The sequence below is a fragment of the Hyphomicrobiales bacterium genome (genome assembly GCA_016710435.1).
In the GTDB taxonomy this organism is placed as follows: Bacteria; Pseudomonadota; Alphaproteobacteria; order Rhizobiales; family Aestuariivirgaceae; genus Aestuariivirga.
The window spans coordinates 2,632,620-2,650,730 of record JADJVV010000001.1; the positions used below are offsets into that span (position 1 = coordinate 2,632,620).

Genomic DNA, 18,111 nt, shown 5'->3' on the forward strand with positions numbered 1-18,111 from the left:
TGGTGATTTGCCAAGGAAATTGACGGGGCCAAATAGCCCGAAATGACCGGGCGAATAAAGCCCGAATGGACGATATGGGGACAACTCTCAAACGACCGGTTCTGCTGCTCCTCGCAGGGCTGCTCTGGCTTCTCGCTCAACTGCCTGCCCAGGCCGCGGGGCCTGTGGAGACCAGCATTTTTGCCGTGCAGGGCGTTGCCGTCGACGTGACCGACACCGATGCCGCCACCGCCAAGAACAAGGCGCTCGTGGAGGTGCAGGTGAAGGCATTCCGCACCCTGGCCGAACGCCTGGGCAATGCTGAAATCGTGGCCGAGGTCGAAGGCATGGAGACGAAATCCATCCTCCCATACCTGCGCTCCTTGTCGATCGAGGAGGAAAGCATCAGCCCCGGCCGCTACCAGGGCAAGCTGACGGTCCGTTTCCTGCCGGAGAAGATCAAGGCCTTCTATTCGAACCACGGCATCCGCGTGTCGTCGCAGCAGGGACCGGCCTTCCTTGTGCTGCCCATGTGGAAATCCGCCAACGGCCCGCAACTGTGGGAGGACAATCCCTGGCGTCAGGCGTGGATCAACCTGCGCGCCGAACAATCCCAGGTTCCGATCATTGTGCCTCTGGGCGATCTGGATGACAGCGAGATCATGTCGGCGCAGGATGTGCTTTCCGGCGACGAGGTGAAGCTTGAAGCCATGCGCCGCCGCTATGACGTGAAGGCCGTGCTGATTGCCTTCGCCGAGCCCACCGACGACGGTGGCATCAAGGCCACGATGAACGGCAACACGCCCCTCGGCAAGATCACCTTCGACAAGGTCTATCGCGCCGACAGCGGCGACCTGCGCGAATCCGCGGAGCTTGCCACGAAGCGCTTCCATCAGGTGATGATCGAGAAATTCCGCTCGGATTCCAGCCGTCAGGCATCGGGGGACGGCGTTGCTGCCCGCCGCCAGTCGTTGCAGGTGGCCGTGCCCTTCGGCGGCCCTTCGGAGTGGAATCGCCTGCGCTCGCAGATCCTGTCCACACCTGGTGTCGTCGGTTTGGACGTGGCATCGCTCGGTGGCGATGGTGCTGTCGTCAAGTTGACCGTGATGGGCGACATGGACTCGATTGAAGGCCGTTTCCGCACCAGTGGCCTGCAACTCTTCCGGAGTGGGGAGTCATGGGTCATCCAGCCGCTGTGAGGCCACGGCCATGCCCGTAAGCCTCCCCAACCTCATCACCATCGCCCGCATCCTGTTGGTGCCGGTGACGGTGTGGCTCATCATCAACCATCAATACCTGCTGGCGCTGCTGGCCTTTCTCGCGGCCGGAATCAGTGATGCGATCGATGGCTTCATCGCCCGCCGCTTCAACCTCATCTCCGAACTCGGTGGATATCTCGATCCGATTGCGGACAAGGCGCTGCTGGTTTCGATCTACGTCTCGCTCGCCATTCTTGAAGTGCTGCCCACCTGGCTCGCCATCATCGTGGTGACGCGCGACGTGCTGATCGTCGGTGCCGTGTTGCTCGCATTGCTCATGGGCCGTCCGCTGGAGATGAAGCCGCTTCAGATCAGCAAGCTCAACACCGTGGCGCAGATCGTCTTCGCGGGTGCCGTACTGCTCGCCCTCTCATTCGACTTGCATCTGGATTCGCTCTTGATGGCGGGCGCATTCCTGGTGGCGGCGCTGACTCTTGCCTCGGGCGCTTTCTACATGCGCAACTGGGTGCGCCACATGAGCGCGCCCCGGAGCAAGGAGCAGCCATGACATTTCAGAAGCAACTCAAGTTCTGGCTGGCGGCGCTCGCTGTGTTCGTGCTGTTCCTCTGGGCCTTCCAGGATATTCTCCTGCCCTTCATCGCCGGGTTTGTGCTCGCCTACTTCCTCGATCCCGTGGCGGATTGGCTGGAGCGGAGGGGCCTCAATCGGGTACTTGCCACGATGTTGATCCTGGTGGCGGCAGTGCTGGTGGTGGTGTTCATCGTCCTCCTCGTTGTGCCGATCCTGGGCGACCAGGCACTCAAGCTTGCGCAGGACCTGCCGTCCCTCCTCAAAGCACTGCTGGCGAAGTTCGATGCCTGGGCGCCACAGACGATCAAAGACATGATCGCCCGCAGCGGCACGGATATCCAGGGGTCGGTGGGTGACATCGCCAGCCGCGCCGCCGTGTGGATCGCGGCGGTGATCTCATCGATCTGGTCTGGCGGCATGGCGCTGGTGAATATCTTCTCGCTGCTGATCGTCACGCCGATCGTGGCGTTCTACCTGCTGGCCGATTGGGACAACATCGTCGCCAAGGTGGACGGCTGGCTGCCGCGTGACCATGTGGACGAAGTGCGCGCCATCGCCCGCGACATCGATACGGCGTTGGCAGGATTTATCCGTGGCCAGGGCACGGTGTGCCTGCTACTCGGCGTATTCTACGCCGTGGGACTGACCCTCGCGGGGCTCAAGTTCGGCCTCGCCATCGGGCTGGGGGCAGGGCTTCTCAGCTTCATTCCCTATATCGGTGCCCTGACGGGCGGCGTGATGGCCATCGGCGTGGGACTGGTGCAGTTCTGGCCGGACTGGAGCAGCGTGCTGATCATCATTGCGATTTTCGCGGCGGGCCAATTCATTGAGGGCAATTTCCTTTCGCCCAAGCTGGTTGGCGGATCAATCGGGCTGCATCCGGTCTGGCTGATGTTTGCGCTCTTTGCATTCAGCTATGTCTTCGGCTTTGTCGGCCTGCTGCTGGCGGTGCCCATGGCGGCGGGCGCCGGCGTGCTGGTGCGCTACGGCCTGTCACGATACCTGAGGTCGCGCCTCTACACCGGCAGTCCCGCGCCAACACCAGTGCCGCTTCCCGTGGAAAAGGCTGCGGCTCGGCCCGCGCGGCCCCTGGCCAAGCGCAAGGCCTGATGACCGCCATGGCCGTCCAGCAACTGACGCTCGACCTTGCCCACAGTCCCGCCCTGGGCCGGGAGGATTTCCTGGTCTCGCCCTCCAATGCCGCCGCTTTTGCATTGGTGGACCAATGGCCCAACTGGCCGACCCACGGCGCGGTGATCGTGGGCCCGCCCGGCAGCGGCAAGAGCCACCTCGCCTCGGTGTGGCAGAAGCGGACCGGCGCAAGCCTTTGTGCTGCGTCAGCACTCACGCCGGAAAACGTTGCCGACCACATGGCGCAGGACTGCCTCGTGGTGGAGGATGGAGGCTCGGAAGGGTTGGACGAGCGGGCCTTGTTTCATGCGCTGAATCTGGCGCGCCAGCAGGGAGGCTTCCTGCTGCTTACGGCTGTGAGACCCGTGGCAGCCTGGCCGCTCCGCCTGCCAGACCTCGTCTCGCGCCTCCGTGCCCTGCCGGAAGCAGCCATCCTGCCACCTGACGACGCCCTGTTGCGCGGCGTCCTGGTGAAACATTTCGCCGACCGCCAGATCGCCGTCTCGGAGGCCATCGTGGGCTACATCCTCCTGCGCATGCCCCGCTCCATGGAAGCCCTGCGCGATATTGTCGGCCAGATCGACGCCCGCGCCTTGGCGGAAAAGGCCGAGATCACCCGGCCCTTCGTTGCCCGCGTTCTGACCGAATATGCCGCACCGGGCCTCTTTCACCAAGACGAGTCATAGGCTTCACGCAACCGTCACATATCTGCAATAATCGCGCCCACGAAGTAACCCCGTCCAAGGGCCACCGCCATGAATGCACCGCACCTCGCGCCCGCTCCCGTTGACGCCGTCACGCTCGACGATCCCAAGCGCTTCTTCAATCGCGAACTGTCGTGGCTGGGCTTCAATTCGCGGGTTTTGGAAGAAGCGCGCAACCCCAACCATCCCCTGCTGGAACGGCTGCGCTTTCTCTCCATTTCCGGCAACAACCTTGATGAATTCTTCATGGTGCGTGTGGCCGGCCTTGTGGGGCAAGTGCGCGAACAGGTGTTGGAAATCAGCCAGGACGGCCTGACCCCGCAAGAGCAACTGGTGCTCATTCGCGAGCAGGCCCAGGCCCTGATGTTCGAGCAGGACCTGCGCTGGCGGCAGCTCCGTCAGGAATTGCACGAAAACGGCATTGCCATCGTCGACGAAGGCGAAATCGCCGCCACCGACATGGACTTCCTCAACCAGCGCTTCCTTGAGCAGATCCTGCCCGTGGTGACGCCCATCGCCATTGATCCCGCCCACCCGTTTCCGTTCATCCTCAACCGCGGCTTCGTCATCGCCGTGGAGCTGCGGCGCAAGAGCGACAGCAATATCATGCGCGCACTCCTGCCCATTCCGCCGCAGCTGGAACGTTTCATCCGCCTGCCAGGCGAGGCTGTGCGCTTCATATCGATCGAGACGATGCTCGGCCTGTTCCTGCCGCGTCTCTTCCCCGGCTACGAAGTCACAGGCCGGGGCCTGTTCCGCATCATCCGCGACAGCGACATCGAAATCGAGGAAGAGGCGGAAGACCTGGTGCGCGTGTTTGAAACCGCGCTGAAGCGCCGCCGCCGTGGCTCGGTGATCCGCATGGAGGTGGACAGCACCAGCCCGCGCAACCTCACCGCCTTCATCGCCGCCGAACTCGAAGTTCCCGATGATGCCGTGGTGCTGAGCGATGGCCTTGTGGGCTACAGTGATACCTCCCAGCTCATTCTGGATGAACGGCCCGACCTCAAGTTCAAGCCCTATGTGGCCCGTTTTCCCGAGCGTGTGCGCGACCATGGCGGCGACATCTTCGCGGCTATCCGCCAGAAGGATTTCGTCGTTCATCACCCTTACGAGTCCTTCGATGTGGTGGTGCAGTTCATCCGCCAGGCCGCCGCCGACCCGGACGTGGTGGCGATCAAGCAGACGCTTTACCGCACCTCGCGGAACTCGCCCGTTGTTGCCGCACTCGCCAAGGCGGCGGAGGCCGGCAAGACGGTGATGGCGCTCGTCGAACTCAAGGCTCGTTTCGATGAAGAAGCCAACATCCAGTGGGCCCGCGACCTTGAGCGCGCCGGCGTGCAGGTTGTCTTCGGCTTCATCGAATTGAAAACCCACGCCAAGGTCTCCATGGTGGTGCGCCGTGAGCAGGGGGGCATGCGCACCTACGTGCATTTCGGCACGGGCAACTATCATCCCATCACCGCCAAGATTTACACCGACCTGTCCTTCTTCACCTGCGACCCCGCGCTGGCGCGTGATGCAGCACGGCTGTTCAATTTCATCTCCGGCTACGCCCAGCCGGAAGACCTGGAACGCATCTCGCTTTCGCCCATCAACCTGAAGCCGCGCCTGCTGCAGCACATCGACGAAGAGATCGCGCACGCCAAGGCGGGCCGCCCGGCGCAAATCTGGGCAAAGATGAATTCGCTGGTCGATCCCGGCATCATCGACGCCCTCTACCGCGCCAGTCAGGCAGGCGTGCAGATCGACCTTGTGGTGCGCGGCATCTCCTGCCTGCGTCCGGGCGTTCCCGGCTTGTCCGACAATATCCGCGTCAAGAGCATCATCGGCCGTTTCCTCGAACATTCGCGTATCGTCTGCTTCGGCGCGGGCCAGGCTCTGCCGCACGAAAAGGCCAAGGTCTACATCGGCAGCGCCGACTGGATGCCGCGCAACCTGCACCGCCGCGTGGAAACCCTCATCCCCATCGAGAACCCCACCGTGCACGATCAGATCCTCGATCAGATCATGGTGGCCAACATGCAGGACAACGAACAGAGCTGGGATCTTCAGCCGGATGGAACCTCGCGACGCCTCTCGCCGCCGACCCCGGAGGAAGCCTTCAATGCCCACAATTATTTCATGAACAATCCATCGCTCTCTGGACGCGGGCGCTCTCTTGCCGCAAGTGTCCCCGCACCCATTCCACGCAAAAAGAAAGCGGCGAAGCACAAGTGACCTGGCACACCGGATTTCGGACGGAACCACCGACCTACCGCCCTGTGGCGGTGGTGGACATCGGCTCGAACTCGGTGCGTCTTGTTGTCTATGACGGACTGCGCCGCTCGCCCACACCGGTCTTCAACGAGAAGATTCTCTGCGGCCTCGGCAAGGGCGTCGCCATCACCGGCAAGCTGAACGAGGCGGCCATCGTGCGCGCCCTCTCGGCCCTCCGGCGCTTCCGGGCACTGGCCAAGCAGATCGGCTGCAAGGAAGTCTTCGCCGTCGCCACCGCTGCGGCGCGCGAAGCCACCAACGGCGAGCAATTCGTGGATAAGGCCGAAAAGGCCCTGGGCGCCGGCATCCTTGTCCTCTCCGGCAAGGAGGAGGCGCGTTTTGCCGCTCTTGGCGTCATCGCCGGCATTCCTGATGCGGACGGAATCGCGGGCGACCTGGGCGGCGGATCGCTGGAACTCATCGACATCAAGGATGGCCGTCTCAACGATGGCGTGACACTTCCGCTCGGACCCTTGCGCCTCATGGACATGTCCGGGGACGACATGGACCGCGCCCGGGGCATCGTCGACGATTATCTCGGCAAGACCACCATCCTCGACAAGCTGAAGGGTCGCAGCTTCTATGCCGTGGGTGGCGCGTGGCGAAACCTCGCCCGCATGCATATGGCCCACGCGCATTATCCGCTGCATGTGCTGCATCAATACAACATGACGCGCTCGCAGGCTGCCGCCATTTCTGAACTCGTGGCTGGTCTTTCCGTGACGGCTCTGAAGGACGTGAAGGACGTTTCCAAGTCGCGCTCGGAAACACTGCCCTACGGCGCCATGGTGCTGGAACGTCTTCTGCACCACTCGCAGGCGCGGACTGTCGTCTGCTCGGTCTATGGTGTGCGCGAGGGCTTTCTCTATGCCCGCCTGCCGCGCAAGAAGATGCGCTCGGATGCGCTGCTCTCGTCATGCTGGGATTTCGCCCGGCGCTATGCCCGCTCGCCGGAACATGAACTGGAATTGTGCGACTGGACGGACCAGGTGTTCGGCGCAAAGGGCTTCACGGAATCAGAGGAAGAACAGCGCCTGCGTTATGCCGCCTGCCTGCTCGCGGATATTGGCTGGCGCGCCCACCCGGACTATCGGGCAGACCGTTCGTTGGGCATGATTTCGCAAGCGGCTTTCGTCGGCGTGGATCATCCCGGCCGCGTCTTCCTCGCCCTCACGGTGTTCTACCGCTACGAGGGCGAAGTGATGAAAGATGACCTGACGCGCCTGCTGGATGAACGGCAGATGGAGCGCGCCCACCTTCTCAGTTCCATCTTCCGCCTGGCCTACATTCTCTCGGCCGCCATGCCCGGCATGTTGCCGCGCATCGGCCTCAAGTTGTCAGGCAGCAAGGACCTGGTGCTCACCCTGCCGAAGAAGCTTGGAGACCTCATGGGCGAACGCGTCGAAAAACGCCTCGCCAGCCTCGCCTTCGAAATCGGCCGCACGCCGAAGGTCGTGATCGGGTAGGGGACAAGCAATTCCATTTGCCTTTGCATCCGCCATCCCCCGTCGTGGCATGACGATGTTTCAAAGTGCGGCGTGAATGCCTTGCCGCCCGCCGCTCTTACCGCCTGACGATCTCCACGCGGCCCTTTTCCATTGTGATGGCGGCGCGGCCGTGTTTCAGGTCGAGCGCCACGCTGCCGAAAATGTCGCGGCGCCAGCCTTCGAGCGCGGGGACGGCGGCATTGTCGTCCATGGCGATGGCATCGATGTCGGCGCTGGAGGCGATGAGCTTGGGCGCGATGCCCTCGTTCTCGCTGACGATCTTCAATGCCAGCTTCAGGATTTCCGCAGCCGCTTCCTGCGACGACGACATCTCGTCACCCCGGCCCTTGGGGGCGGGAATGCTGGCAGGATCGCGGGAGAGCGCTTGCCCGACCGCTTCCAGAATGCCTTTGCCGATCACCGAATCCGCCGATCCGCGCGGCAGCAGGCGAAGCTGCAACAGCGCATCACGGGATTGCGGAAGCTGAATGGCGATTTCCGCGACGGCTTCATCCTTGAGGATGCGGCCACGCGGCACGTCCTTTTCCTGCGCCTGCCGTTCGCGCCACGCGGCCACGGCCATGAGTGCGGCCTGCTGCTTCTTGTTCTGGATGCGGGCCTTGATGCGCCGCCATGACTGCTCGGGGTCTACGCGGTAGGAGGCGGGATTGGCGAGATCGCCCAACTCACCCTCCAGCCAGTCGTTGCGGCTCTCGCGCGCGATCTGTGCGGTCAGTTTTTCGTAGACGGTGCGGAGATGCGTCACGTCCGAGAGGGCATAGGCCATCTGTTTCTGGGTGAGCGGCCGGCGTGACCAATCCGTAAACTGGGACGACTTGTCGATCTGCGCACCGGCAAGTTTGCGCACGATCGCTTCGTAACCAACCTGGTCGCCGAAGCCGCAGACCATGGCGGCAATCTGCGTGTCGAAAATAGGCGTCGGCACCGCATCGGCGAGGTTGATCATGATCTCAACGTCCTGCCGCGCGGCATGGAACACCTTCAGAACGCGCGTATCGGCCATCAGCGCGAAGAAGGGCGCAAGGTCGATCTCCTTGGACAAGGGATCAATCAGTGCCGCCGCCTTGCTGCCCGCGATCTGGATCAGGCACAGCTTGGGATAATAGGTGGTCTCCCGCAGGAACTCGGTGTCCACGGTGATGTAACTCTCATCACGCAGGCTCTCGCAGAAGGCGGCGAGTTCGGCCGTGGTGGTGATGGCGGGAATGTCTTTCTGGGGCGCGCGGTCAGGCATGTCCGAACACCCGTGCGAAGATCGTATCCACATGCTTGGTATGGTAGCCAAGATCGAACAGGCTCTCGAGGTCCTGCGGCGAAAGATGCGCTGCAATTTCCGCATCCGCTTTCAGCAGGTCGAGAAACTGTCCCTCACCCCGCCACACGGGCATGGCGTTGCGCTGCACGGCGGCATAGGACGCCTCGCGGCTCATGCCCTTCTGCGTCAGGGCCAGCAACACGCGCTGCGAATGCACCAGCCCGCCCAGCCGATCGAGGTTGCGCTGCATGTTCTCAGGATAAACCAGCAGCTTGTCGATCACGCCGGCAAGCCGCTTCAGCGCGAAGTCGAGATGCACCGTCGCATCGGGGCCGATGCCGCGTTCCACCGAAGAGTGCGAAATGTCACGCTCGTGCCACAGCGCCACGTTTTCAAGGGCAGGCGTCACGGCCGAGCGCACAAGCCGCGCCAGCCCGGTCAGGTTTTCGGTGAGCACCGGATTGCGCTTGTGCGGCATGGCGGAAGACCCCTTCTGGCCGGGCGAGAAGAACTCTTCCGCCTCCAGCACTTCCGTCCGTTGCAGGTGGCGGATCTCCGTCGCCAGCCTTTCGATGGAACTGGCGATGACGCCCAGCACCGAGAAGAACATGGCATGGCGGTCGCGGGGGATCACCTGTGTGGAGACAGGTTCCACTGCAAGGCCCAGCTTGCGGGCCACGTGTTCCTCAACCGACGGATCGATGTTGGCGAAGGTGCCGACCGCGCCCGAGATGGCACAGGTGGCGATGTCCTTGCGCGCAAACTCCAGGCGCACGCGGGCGCGCTGGAATTCGGCATGGGCGAAGGCAAGTTTCAACCCGAAAGTGATCGGTTCGGCATGGATGCCATGGCTGCGGCCGATACACGGCGTCATCTTGTGCTCGAAGGCGCGGCGCTCCAGTGCGGCCAGCACCTCGTCGATGTCTTTGAGCAGCAGGTCGGCGGCACGGCTGAGCTGGATGTTGAAGCAGGTATCCAGCACGTCGGAAGACGTCATGCCCTGGTGCACGAAGCGCGCCTCCGGCCCGACGATCTCCGAGAGGTGGGTGAGAAAGGCAATCACGTCATGCTTGGTGACGGACTCGATTTCGTCGATACGGTCGGCGTTGAAGATGGCGTCCTTGCCCTTGGCCCAGATGGCCGCAGCGGCCTCCTTGGGAACGATTCCCAGTTCCGCCATGCGATCCGCCGCATGGGCCTCGATTTCAAACCAGATCCTGTAGCGGGTCTCAGGTGCCCAGATCTGGGCCATGTCCTTGCGGGAATAACGGGGGATCATTGGAGTCCTTGTGCTTTCGTCCGCCCTTAACAAATGTGAGGGGCGGGTGCCAGCCGGAACTCAGGTGGGGAAGGACGGTGGAAAAACGCTGGAACGGGCCAAACCCGGCTCAGATCTTCATTTCCACGAGGCGGGAATTGGCCGCGAAATAGGCGTCGCCGGTATATTTGAACACGCCGCATTCCATGGGCTTGTTGCCATAGCTTTCGCAGAACTGTTCGCCCGAGGCCGTCCAGCGCCCCGATCCAGCGCCCTTCGAGTCGTCCTGGAATTCAAACGATCCATCGCCGCTGTAGGAGATCATGCCGTTGCCGTCGGGCCGCGTGTATTGGAACGTCTTGCCCACGATGGCACCGCGGATTTCACTGTCGGAAAAATTGCGGATGGTCGCGCCTTCCTTTTGCGGCACGGCTGACGAACCTTCGTTGACGACACGAACACCCTTGGGGCCAGTTGCGCATGCTGCAAGAAGCATGGCGGCCAGTGCATACAGAATTGCAGACGAACAACGCATCCCGATCCGTTCCACCAATCACCCCTGACGCGCCATGTGCCAGAATGGCGCGTGGACCGCAAGTCCCGCGCCGCCCCGTTGCATGGGCTAGATTTCCGCCCCGAGCACGATCACCTTTGCGCCCTTCGGTACGCGGTCGAACAGATCAGCCACATCTTCATTCAACATGCGGATGCAGCCGGACGACATGGCCTTGCCGATGGAGTGCGGCTCGTTGGTGCCGTGGATGCGGTAGAGCGTGTCAACGCCATTCGAGAACAGGTAGAGCGCGCGCGCCCCCAGCGGATTGGACGGGCCACCCGGCATGCCATTGCTCCATTCCGCCGCCTTGGCATCGCGGTAGGTCATTTCCTCCGGCGGAATCCAGCGCGGCCAGCGGCGCTTCATCTGCACCACGGCCTCGCCCGACCAGGCAAAACCCTGACGCCCCACGCCGACGCCGTAGCGCAAGGCCGAGCCGTTTTCGAGGACGAGAAAGAGAAAGCGCTGGGCCGGATCGATGATGATCGTGCCCGGTGTTTCCATGCCATCGTAGCTCACCACCTGACGGTGGAACTTTTCAGGGATCTTGCTGAGGTCGGCCGGATCAATGGGAAAATCGGTGGGCGATTCAGGCGGCGGAAACAGCGAGGGGTCGCGTCCCAGCATTTCGCCTTCTTCGCCGCCATAGAGCGGGTGTTGCTGTGCAATAGCAGGCCAGCGCGACGCCGCGAGTGCGCCGAACGCCAGCATGCCAGTCGTGAAAGAACGCCGTGAGTAAGTCTTCATGTGTTGCCGTGATCCAGTTGCAGGGGATCGATTCCCTGTATGTAGGTACGCGCCACGGCGTTGCCATGGTGGCAATACGGCAAGTTTGTGAAACGTTCGCCTCAGGCGAGAGTGAACGTGGCCTGACCCACCTTGTAGGTGCTGCCAGAGCCGCTGAACGGCTGGCAGGTCATCGGAACACCCTTGGGCAGGAACGGCGCGGGCGAGAAGCTCTCGCACAGCTGACCGTCCTTCACGGTCCATTTTCCGGTGGTTGTTCCCTTGCCGGTCACTTCCACCAGAGAGCTGCCATCGTCGGCATAGAGCGTCACGCCGCTGTTCTTGGGGCTCGCCCATTTCCAGCTCTTGCCCGAAAGCACGCGCTTGATTTCACCCGCACTCATGCCCGTGGGCGACATCGGTTCCGGCGCAAGGTCAACCTGCGGCTCGGCTGGCGCCGGACTTGGATTGTCCTTGAAAATGTTCATGTTGGTGCATCCCGTGAGACCCACGAGGCTGACCGTTGCCAGGACAATAAGCGACTTCTTCATTTCAAAACCCCCAAAACACCAGCCGGGTACCCAGAACCTGTGTCAGGATTAGGGTGAAACATGGCCAGCGCCCAGAACTTTAGCAGAACCTTCCGCCACCGAACAACCCGTGATTGAGCACGGGGCTGCGGGCGTGACGGAAGCGGTCGTGAGATTATCGGATGTCATATCTGCTTCAACGCGGCGGCCATCTGCCGTCAACTGGAAGGGAACCTGATCCGTGGAACCAAACCACGGGGAAACATCTTCCGCTGCTGCGGGGGAAACAAGAACGGCCAACATCAGAAACACATAACGCATCAGACTTCTCCGCGACGCTGCGCACACATATGCCCGGCATTGTCGCCCCTTTATGGTTACCGGACTCTTAATGCGCCTTGACCGGAGCGCGATTCGCCCCGCAAAGGCAGACTGGAACAAGTGGACTCATCATGAACTCGATCACCAATGCGCATGTGCTGCCGGTCCTGATGCTGATTGCTTCCAACGTGTTCATGACTTTCGCCTGGTACGGGCACCTCGCCTTCAAGCAGAAGGCCCTGTGGATTGTGGTCCTTGCAAGTTGGGCCATCGCGTTCTTCGAATACTGGCTCGCCGTTCCCGCCAACCGCATCGGTCACAACGTCTACAGTGCCGCGGAACTGAAGACGATCCAGGAGGTCATCACCTTCGTGGTCTTCATCGTCTTCTCTGTCTTCTGGTTGGGGGAAGCGATCACGCTGCAACATCTCATCGGCTTTGCCGTCATCATTGCGGGTGCTGCCATCGTGTTCCGGGCATGAACTATCGCCACGCCTTTCATGCGGGAAACCACGCCGACGTGCTCAAGCACATCGTGCTGGTACGCGTGCTGGATTACATGTTGCGCAAGGACAAGCCTTTGGCTGTGCTCGATGCCCATGCCGGCATCGGCCGCTACGACCTGAAGGGCGCGGAAGCCTACAAGACCGGAGAGTGGAAAGACGGCATCGGCCGTTTTCTCGCGGAGCCTCTGGCGGAAGGCGAGCGCATGCTGCTCGCGACCTACCTCAACATGATCCGCGATCTCAATCCGGACGGCACGATCCGGCACTATCCAGGCTCGCCCGAGATTATCGCGCGGCTTGCGAGGCGCACCGATCGCATCATCCTCAATGAACTGCACCCGCAGGATGCCGACACCCTGTCCGCCCGCTACGCCGCCGACAAGCGTATCCGCGTGACGCGGCAGGATGCGGGCGTGGCAGTCAAGGCGGCACTTCCCTTCACGGAACGGCGCGGCCTTGTGCTGATCGATCCGGCCTTCGAAGAGCAGGGGGAAATCGAGAAGGCCGCCCGCATGCTTGGCCACATCATCGCCCGCATGCAGAATGCAACAGTGCTGGTCTGGTATCCGCTGAAGACGCCGGATGCAGAGGCGCCACTCCTGTCCGCCGCCGCTGCATTGCCCTGCGCGGGCACGCTGGCGATCGAATTGCGCGTACGGGAAGCCTTCGATGCAGGGGGACTGGCTGGATCCGGCGTTCTCGTTCTCAATCCGCCCCACACCCTGAAGGCGGAAATGGAGACGCTGCTGCCGGTGCTGGCACAGCGCATGGGCGTCGGGACCTGGGGGCAGGGCAGCGTGCGCGAACTCACGCCGCCCCGCTGACCATCACGTCAATTGCTGGCGGCCGAGATGGCCTTCGAGAGGTCCGTGTATTCCTCGCAGGTCATGCCGCAGCGTTTGCCGATTTCGGCAAGCTGTGCCTTGGCAAGGTCAAGCTGGCCGGCCTGGGCATAGCCTTCGCCAAGATATTCGCGGGCCCGCACGAAATCAGGATTCATCGCAAGCGCCTGCTTGTAGTAGCTCACGGCCACATCGAGCCGGCCCGACTTGCGGTGGCTGTAGCCCTGCATGTTGAGCACGCGCGGATCATTCTGGTCTGCGAATGCAAGCACTTCGAGCGCCCAGTCATAGTCGCCGCCCAGCGCCAGTGCATTGCCCTGTTCGTACATTTCGTCAGCCGGGATGATTCCCGCAGTGGCCTTCACGCATTTCTTCTTCTTCATGCCGTTCATGGTGACGGTGCGCACGACCTCGCCCTTCTTGCACTTCATCTTCTTCGGAGATGGGGTGGGCATGGAGTTGGAGGATCCGCCACCGCCGCCGCTGGAAGCAGCAATGGAAGTGGCGGGAAGAAGTGCAAGGCTCGCCGCCAGAAGGATCGTGCCTGAAACGAGATTGATGGGACGCATGGGGTGGTACTCCGCTGTGAGGCTGCGCAAGATACACCCTCGCCAGTCCCCGGCCATTGCCGAGCGCGTGAGCAGCCGTCACGTTTCCGTGTGCGGCTTTCCGTTCCTGAATCGCGGGGGAAAAACCCCTCCGCGTGCATGAATGCGGAATGAACCTGCCGTTCAGTGAAGGCTCAGGCGTGCTGCGCTCATATGGCTCCAACGATCGCAATGGATCGTCAAACAAACGGAGACGAACATGAACGCCCTCATCAACTCTCGCTCGCTTCTCGCCGCTGCCGGTTCCGCCACGCTTCTCGCCCTCGCGCTGTCCGGCAACGCCAACGCATCGACGGAACGCCTGTCCTTCGGCAACTGCACGGGCAGCAACAAGGCCAAGGTCGTGCGCTGTTGCGATCAGCTGGTGCGCCAGCACGGCATGCCCGACTGGATGACGGAATACGGCAACTGCAACCGCGCCACCACCTGCAAGGCCTATGTCGGCGGCAAGAACCAGTGCTACGTCAAGATTGAAGTCATCCGCATCGAGAAGAACGACGAGCCGAAGCCTGAGAAGGGCCGCTCGATCAACTGATACTTGCCTGCACACGTGATCAGGAGGCTGGCGCGGTGCGCCGGCCTCAGCCGTGTTTGTATATCCAGCCCAGTTGCGCGAGAAAGCGCTGTTCCGGCATCAACCGCAGCGCCGCGTTCCGGCCCACCGCCATCACGCCCGAGGCACTGTAGATGCGGCCCTGCCGCACACTGGCCTGATGCACCGCAAGAACACGCGCCATGCGTTCGTTGAAGCGCGCGAAATTCGGAACCTGTCCGCCGGCGTCCTGCAGGATATCGGCGAGCAGTGCCGCATCTTCCAGCGCCATCGCGGAGCCTTGCGCGAAATAGGGAACGGTGCCGTGCGCCGCATCGCCCAGCAGCAGCACGCGGCCCTTCACCCAGGTATCGAGCACCGGAACATGTCGCGCCTCCCACGGCAACCATGACGGCACCTGCGCAATCACGTCCTGCAGGGGGAGACAACAGCAATACGCGATGTCCTCCGGCGACTGCCCCTCGTGGGCGACAAGCACGATGTTGAAACGACCCTGGTGCCCCACCGGATAATGCACGGCATGGAAGCCGTGCCCCATCCACAGGTTCACGCAGTCTCCATCTGGCAGGGCCGCAGGCATTGGAATGAGGGCGCGGTGAATGATCTGCCCCGCAAACACCGAGGCGCTGCCCGGCCACATCTTCTGCCGCAAGCCGGAGCGCATGCCATCGGCCACCACGAGAGCGTCACCCCTCCGGGTTTCACCGGTTTGCAGCGTGATGAGCACCTCCTGCGCGGAAGGGGCAACCTCTGTCACCGCATGGCCGCCGCTGACGCTGATTCGGGACTGCCGTGCCGCCGCTGCCAGCAACGCGCCGTGCAGGTCGGCCCGGTGCGCCACGCGATACGGCGCGCCGAACATCCGCTCGAAATGTCCTGCCAATGGAACGCGCCGCACCACCGCGCCCGACATGGCATCGCGCATGACAATGGCGGGTGGCGAAGTGGCGATCTCCGAGACGTCGTCCCAGGCGCCGATGCGTTGCAGGGCCTTCACCGCATTGGGCCCCAATTGCAATCCTGCTCCCACCTCCTCGAAGGCGGCGGCGCGTTCGAACACGGCGGCATCGCGCCCCGCCGAGGCGGCGGCGAGGGCGGCGGCAATGCCGGCGATTCCGCCGCCGGCGATGAGAAGGGGAGGCTGGCTCATGACAACCATTCTGCCACGGCGCGGATGGAATTTCATGCGGCGGATTGATGCTTGCGGGGGGTCCGCAGAGGTCCTATGCCGCAGCCGAAAGCAAGAGGACCGCCATGGGCTTTATTTCCGACGCATTGAACCGCATCCAGCCTTCCGCCACCATTGCCATTTCCAACAAGGCGCAGGCCATGCAGGCCGAAGGCAAGGACGTGATCGGCCTTGCGGCGGGTGAACCGGATTTCGATACGCCCGACAACATCAAGGACGCCGCGATCGCGGCGATCAAGGCCGGCAAGACCAAATACACCGCCGTGGACGGCATCGCTGAATTGAAGAAGGCCGTCGTCGCCAAGTTCAAGCGCGAGAACGGGCTGGACTACAAGACCTCGCAAGTCTCCGTCGGCACCGGCGGAAAGCAGGTTCTTTTCAATGCTTTGATGGCAACCGTGAATCCGGGAGATGAAGTCATCGTGCCGGCACCTTACTGGGTCAGCTATCCCGACATCGTGATGCTGGCCGGGGGGACGCCGGTCATCGTCCAGGGCCCCGCGGAAAAGGGCTTCAAGCTGCAAGCCGCCGATCTCGCCAAGGCCATCACGCCCAAGACCAAGTGGCTGATCCTCAATTCGCCATCCAACCCATCGGGCGCTGCCTATACCCGCGACGAGTTGAGGGCGCTGGCGGATGTGTTGCTGCAGCACGCGCAGGTCTGGGTGCTGACCGACGACATGTACGAACATCTGGTCTATGACGCGTTCGCCTTCACCACCATCGCGCAGGTCGAGCCGAAGCTCTACGATCGCACACTCACCATGAACGGCGTCTCCAAGTCCTACTGCATGACCGGCTGGCGCATCGGTTATGGCGCGGGCCCGGAAGTGTTGATCAAGGCCATGGCCAAGCTGCAATCGCAGTCCACTTCCAACCCGTCCTCCATTGCCCAGTGGGCCGCCGTCGAGGCTCTGAATGGCCCGCAGGATTTCATCGCCCGCAACAACATGGTGTTCAAGGAACGCCGCGACCTTGTGGTCTCGATGCTGAACCAGGCCAAGGGCCTGCGCTGCGCCACGCCGGAAGGGGCCTTCTATGTCTATCCCTCCTGCGCTGGCGTGATCGGCAAGACGGCTCCCTCCGGCAATGTCATCAGCAACGATGAAGTGTTCGTGACTGAACTGCTGGCATCGGAAGGCGTGGCGGCCGTGCACGGCGCTGCCTTTGGCACGTCACCGTTCTTCCGCATCTCCTACGCCACCGCGACCAAAACCTTGGAAGATGCTTGCCAGCGCGTCCAGCGCTTCTGTGCCTCACTGCGTTGAAAGGACATCACATGTATGATTTTGCCATCCCGCCCATCATCCACGGCTTGAAGTCGCTCGCTGCCGTCTTGAAGAAAGCTGAAGCGCATTGTGAAGCGCGCAAGATCAAGCCGGAAGTGCTGGTCGGTTTCCGGTTATTCCCGGACATGCTGCCCCTGTCGTCGCAGGTGCAACTGGCCTCCGACTTTGCCAAGGGTGTCGGCGCCCGCCTGTCCGCCACGGCCAATCCCAGCTATGCTGACGAGGAAAAGACTTTCACGGAATTGCAGGCGCGCATCGCCAAGACCATTGCCTTCCTCGAAACGCTGGACCAGAAGTCTTTCGACGGCGCAGCCACCCACTTGGTGAAGGTGCGGTTGTCGCGCGATGTTGAAAAGGACATGCCGGGTGCCGAGTATTTTAACCGTTACGCACTTCCGAACTTTTATTTCCACATGACAACGGCTTACAACATTCTCCGTCACAATGGCGTGGAATTGGGCAAGGGCGATTTTCTCGGCCGCAACCTCTGAACGTCGCCACGAATTGCCTCAATCCTGACAGGATTGACGCCGATTGCCTCTGCATAGATTTGAAGGAGAAGATAATGAACTTGAAGTTTGCCGCCCTTGCCTTTGCCGCTGCAACGGCTTTCACCTCCGTTTCCGCCATGCCTGCCTCAGCCGGAAATGGCCACGGCGTGAAGGTGGGCGTCTTGCGCTGCCACATTGATGGCGGCGTCGGCTTCATCATCGGTTCGTCCAAGGATGTCGATTGCGTGTTCAAGCGTTCGGGCGGTGGCCGCGAACACTACCACGGCTCCATCGGCAAGCTCGGCGTTGACGTGGGCGTCACCACCCGCACGGAGCTGGGCTGGATCGTGTTTGCACCCGGCAAGGTCGGCCGTGGCGCCCTGAAGGGCAGCTACACCGGCGCCAATGCTGAAGCGACGATCGGTATCGGCCTCGGCGCCAACGTACTCATTGGTGGCTTCAAGAAGGGCATCAACTTGCAGCCCATCAGCCTGCAGGCCCAGGAAGGCCTCAACGTGGCCGCCGGCATCGCCAGCCTGCACCTGCGCTGAATTCCATACCACAGCACATTGAGGGCGTTCCGCACGGCGGGGCGCCTCTTTCTATTTTGGTCTGC

At 62.3% G+C, this 18,111-nt stretch carries 20 protein-coding genes; 12 read left to right on the forward strand and 8 right to left on the reverse strand.

Going from position 1 to position 18,111, the window contains the following annotated elements; all coding sequences use genetic code 11:
* Positions 1–74: 74 nt before the first annotated feature.
* The 6 genes from IPM06_12765 (at position 75) to ppx (ending at position 7,329) form a co-directional block, all read left to right on the forward strand.
* A complete protein-coding gene (locus IPM06_12765) occupies positions 75–1,178 on the forward strand; it encodes a DUF2066 domain-containing protein (protein ID MBK8771294.1) in 1,104 nt (367 codons plus the stop codon).
* A 10-nt stretch (positions 1,179–1,188) separates the two neighbouring features.
* Complete coding sequence (locus IPM06_12770; GenBank protein MBK8771295.1) at positions 1,189–1,746, forward strand: CDP-alcohol phosphatidyltransferase family protein; 558 nt, start codon at positions 1,189–1,191, stop codon at positions 1,744–1,746.
* Entirely contained in the window at positions 1,743–2,879 is a 1,137-nt protein-coding gene (locus IPM06_12775) for an AI-2E family transporter (protein MBK8771296.1), read from the forward strand. The genes IPM06_12770 and IPM06_12775 overlap by 4 nt, the downstream gene beginning before the upstream one ends.
* Positions 2,880–2,887: 8 nt before the next feature.
* Complete coding sequence (locus tag IPM06_12780) at positions 2,888–3,586, forward strand: hypothetical protein (GenBank protein ID MBK8771297.1); 699 nt, start codon at positions 2,888–2,890, stop codon at positions 3,584–3,586.
* Between the two features lie 69 nt (positions 3,587–3,655).
* Positions 3,656–5,824, forward strand: a complete 2,169-nt coding sequence (locus IPM06_12785) for an RNA degradosome polyphosphate kinase (protein MBK8771298.1) — start codon at positions 3,656–3,658, stop codon at positions 5,822–5,824.
* Positions 5,821–7,329 carry an exopolyphosphatase gene (gene ppx, locus IPM06_12790; protein ID MBK8771299.1) on the forward strand — a complete coding sequence of 503 codons (1,509 nt, stop codon included), beginning with the start codon at positions 5,821–5,823 and terminating at the stop codon, positions 7,327–7,329. Before IPM06_12785 ends, ppx begins: the two co-directional genes overlap by 4 nt.
* A 97-nt stretch (positions 7,330–7,426) precedes the next feature.
* Here ppx and rnd read toward each other — a convergent pair whose 3' ends face one another.
* The 6 genes from rnd to IPM06_12820 all read right to left on the reverse strand — a co-directional run bounded on the left by rnd (position 7,427) and on the right by IPM06_12820 (position 12,017).
* Positions 7,427–8,578: a ribonuclease D gene (gene rnd / locus IPM06_12795; protein MBK8771300.1), complete on the reverse strand. Its 1,152-nt coding sequence runs from the start codon at positions 8,576–8,578 to the stop codon at positions 7,427–7,429.
* A 19-nt stretch (positions 8,579–8,597) separates the two neighbouring features.
* Positions 8,598–9,905: an adenylosuccinate lyase gene (locus tag IPM06_12800; protein MBK8771301.1), complete on the reverse strand. Its 1,308-nt coding sequence runs from the start codon at positions 9,903–9,905 to the stop codon at positions 8,598–8,600.
* Between the two features lie 109 nt (positions 9,906–10,014).
* Positions 10,015–10,380: a hypothetical protein gene (locus IPM06_12805; protein ID MBK8771302.1), complete on the reverse strand. Its 366-nt coding sequence runs from the start codon at positions 10,378–10,380 to the stop codon at positions 10,015–10,017.
* A gap of 126 nt (positions 10,381–10,506) precedes the next feature.
* Positions 10,507–11,187 carry a L,D-transpeptidase gene (locus IPM06_12810; GenBank protein ID MBK8771303.1) on the reverse strand — a complete coding sequence of 227 codons (681 nt, stop codon included), beginning with the start codon at positions 11,185–11,187 and terminating at the stop codon, positions 10,507–10,509.
* Between the two features lie 101 nt (positions 11,188–11,288).
* On the reverse strand, positions 11,289–11,717 hold the full coding sequence (locus tag IPM06_12815; GenBank protein MBK8771304.1) for a DUF995 domain-containing protein: 429 nt from the start codon (positions 11,715–11,717) through the stop codon (positions 11,289–11,291).
* Between the two features lie 48 nt (positions 11,718–11,765).
* The gene (locus IPM06_12820; protein MBK8771305.1) at positions 11,766–12,017 is read right to left on the reverse strand and encodes a hypothetical protein; all 252 of its coding nucleotides are present in this window, start codon (positions 12,015–12,017) and stop codon (positions 11,766–11,768) included.
* A 128-nt stretch (positions 12,018–12,145) separates the two neighbouring features.
* Here IPM06_12820 and IPM06_12825 point away from each other — a divergent pair, with 128 nt between their 5' ends.
* Positions 12,146–12,499 carry a DMT family protein gene (locus tag IPM06_12825; GenBank protein MBK8771306.1) on the forward strand — a complete coding sequence of 118 codons (354 nt, stop codon included), beginning with the start codon at positions 12,146–12,148 and terminating at the stop codon, positions 12,497–12,499.
* Positions 12,496–13,347, forward strand: a complete 852-nt coding sequence (locus IPM06_12830; GenBank protein MBK8771307.1) for a 23S rRNA (adenine(2030)-N(6))-methyltransferase RlmJ — start codon at positions 12,496–12,498, stop codon at positions 13,345–13,347. Before IPM06_12825 ends, IPM06_12830 begins: the two co-directional genes overlap by 4 nt.
* 8 nt (positions 13,348–13,355) lie before the next feature.
* On the opposite strand, the gene IPM06_12835 is transcribed toward IPM06_12830, so the two are convergent.
* Positions 13,356–13,934 carry a tetratricopeptide repeat protein gene (locus IPM06_12835; GenBank protein MBK8771308.1) on the reverse strand — a complete coding sequence of 193 codons (579 nt, stop codon included), beginning with the start codon at positions 13,932–13,934 and terminating at the stop codon, positions 13,356–13,358.
* Between the two features lie 238 nt (positions 13,935–14,172).
* Between IPM06_12835 and IPM06_12840 the strand changes: the two genes are divergently transcribed.
* Positions 14,173–14,508 carry a hypothetical protein gene (locus IPM06_12840; GenBank protein MBK8771309.1) on the forward strand — a complete coding sequence of 112 codons (336 nt, stop codon included), beginning with the start codon at positions 14,173–14,175 and terminating at the stop codon, positions 14,506–14,508.
* A 46-nt stretch (positions 14,509–14,554) separates the two neighbouring features.
* Here IPM06_12840 and IPM06_12845 read toward each other — a convergent pair whose 3' ends face one another.
* A complete protein-coding gene (locus IPM06_12845) occupies positions 14,555–15,676 on the reverse strand; it encodes an FAD-dependent monooxygenase (protein MBK8771310.1) in 1,122 nt (373 codons plus the stop codon).
* A 104-nt stretch (positions 15,677–15,780) separates the two neighbouring features.
* On the opposite strand from IPM06_12845, the gene IPM06_12850 reads away from it, so the two are divergent.
* From IPM06_12850 to IPM06_12860, 3 genes are all read left to right on the forward strand, one after another.
* A complete protein-coding gene (locus tag IPM06_12850) occupies positions 15,781–16,983 on the forward strand; it encodes a pyridoxal phosphate-dependent aminotransferase (GenBank protein MBK8771311.1) in 1,203 nt (400 codons plus the stop codon).
* A gap of 11 nt (positions 16,984–16,994) precedes the next feature.
* Entirely contained in the window at positions 16,995–17,495 is a 501-nt protein-coding gene (locus tag IPM06_12855) for a DUF1993 domain-containing protein (protein MBK8771312.1), read from the forward strand.
* Positions 17,496–17,569: 74 nt separating this feature from the next.
* Complete coding sequence (locus IPM06_12860) at positions 17,570–18,046, forward strand: DUF992 domain-containing protein (protein ID MBK8771313.1); 477 nt, start codon at positions 17,570–17,572, stop codon at positions 18,044–18,046.
* Positions 18,047–18,111 lie beyond the last annotated feature (65 nt).

Excerpts from the sequence above, each read along its gene's own strand:
- IPM06_12765 (MBK8771294.1), top strand. The coding sequence starts at position 75 with ATGGGGACAACTCTCAAACGACCGGTTCTGCTGCTCCTCGCAGGGCTG.
- IPM06_12770 (MBK8771295.1), top strand. The coding sequence starts at position 1,189 with ATGCCCGTAAGCCTCCCCAACCTCATCACCATCGCCCGCATCCTGTTG.
- IPM06_12775 (MBK8771296.1), top strand. The coding sequence starts at position 1,743 with ATGACATTTCAGAAGCAACTCAAGTTCTGGCTGGCGGCGCTCGCTGTG.
- IPM06_12780 (MBK8771297.1), top strand. The coding sequence starts at position 2,888 with ATGGCCGTCCAGCAACTGACGCTCGACCTTGCCCACAGTCCCGCCCTG.
- IPM06_12785 (MBK8771298.1), top strand. The coding sequence starts at position 3,656 with ATGAATGCACCGCACCTCGCGCCCGCTCCCGTTGACGCCGTCACGCTC.
- IPM06_12800 (MBK8771301.1), bottom strand. The coding sequence starts at position 9,905 with ATGATCCCCCGTTATTCCCGCAAGGACATGGCCCAGATCTGGGCACCT.
- IPM06_12805 (MBK8771302.1), bottom strand. The coding sequence starts at position 10,380 with ATGCTTCTTGCAGCATGCGCAACTGGCCCCAAGGGTGTTCGTGTCGTC.
- IPM06_12810 (MBK8771303.1), bottom strand. The coding sequence starts at position 11,187 with ATGAAGACTTACTCACGGCGTTCTTTCACGACTGGCATGCTGGCGTTC.
- IPM06_12815 (MBK8771304.1), bottom strand. The coding sequence starts at position 11,717 with ATGAAGAAGTCGCTTATTGTCCTGGCAACGGTCAGCCTCGTGGGTCTC.
- IPM06_12820 (MBK8771305.1), bottom strand. The coding sequence starts at position 12,017 with ATGCGTTATGTGTTTCTGATGTTGGCCGTTCTTGTTTCCCCCGCAGCA.
- IPM06_12830 (MBK8771307.1), top strand. The coding sequence starts at position 12,496 with ATGAACTATCGCCACGCCTTTCATGCGGGAAACCACGCCGACGTGCTC.
- IPM06_12835 (MBK8771308.1), bottom strand. The coding sequence starts at position 13,934 with ATGCGTCCCATCAATCTCGTTTCAGGCACGATCCTTCTGGCGGCGAGC.
- IPM06_12840 (MBK8771309.1), top strand. The coding sequence starts at position 14,173 with ATGAACGCCCTCATCAACTCTCGCTCGCTTCTCGCCGCTGCCGGTTCC.
- IPM06_12845 (MBK8771310.1), bottom strand. The coding sequence starts at position 15,676 with ATGAGCCAGCCTCCCCTTCTCATCGCCGGCGGCGGAATCGCCGGCATT.
- IPM06_12850 (MBK8771311.1), top strand. The coding sequence starts at position 15,781 with ATGGGCTTTATTTCCGACGCATTGAACCGCATCCAGCCTTCCGCCACC.
- IPM06_12855 (MBK8771312.1), top strand. The coding sequence starts at position 16,995 with ATGTATGATTTTGCCATCCCGCCCATCATCCACGGCTTGAAGTCGCTC.
- IPM06_12860 (MBK8771313.1), top strand. The coding sequence starts at position 17,570 with ATGAACTTGAAGTTTGCCGCCCTTGCCTTTGCCGCTGCAACGGCTTTC.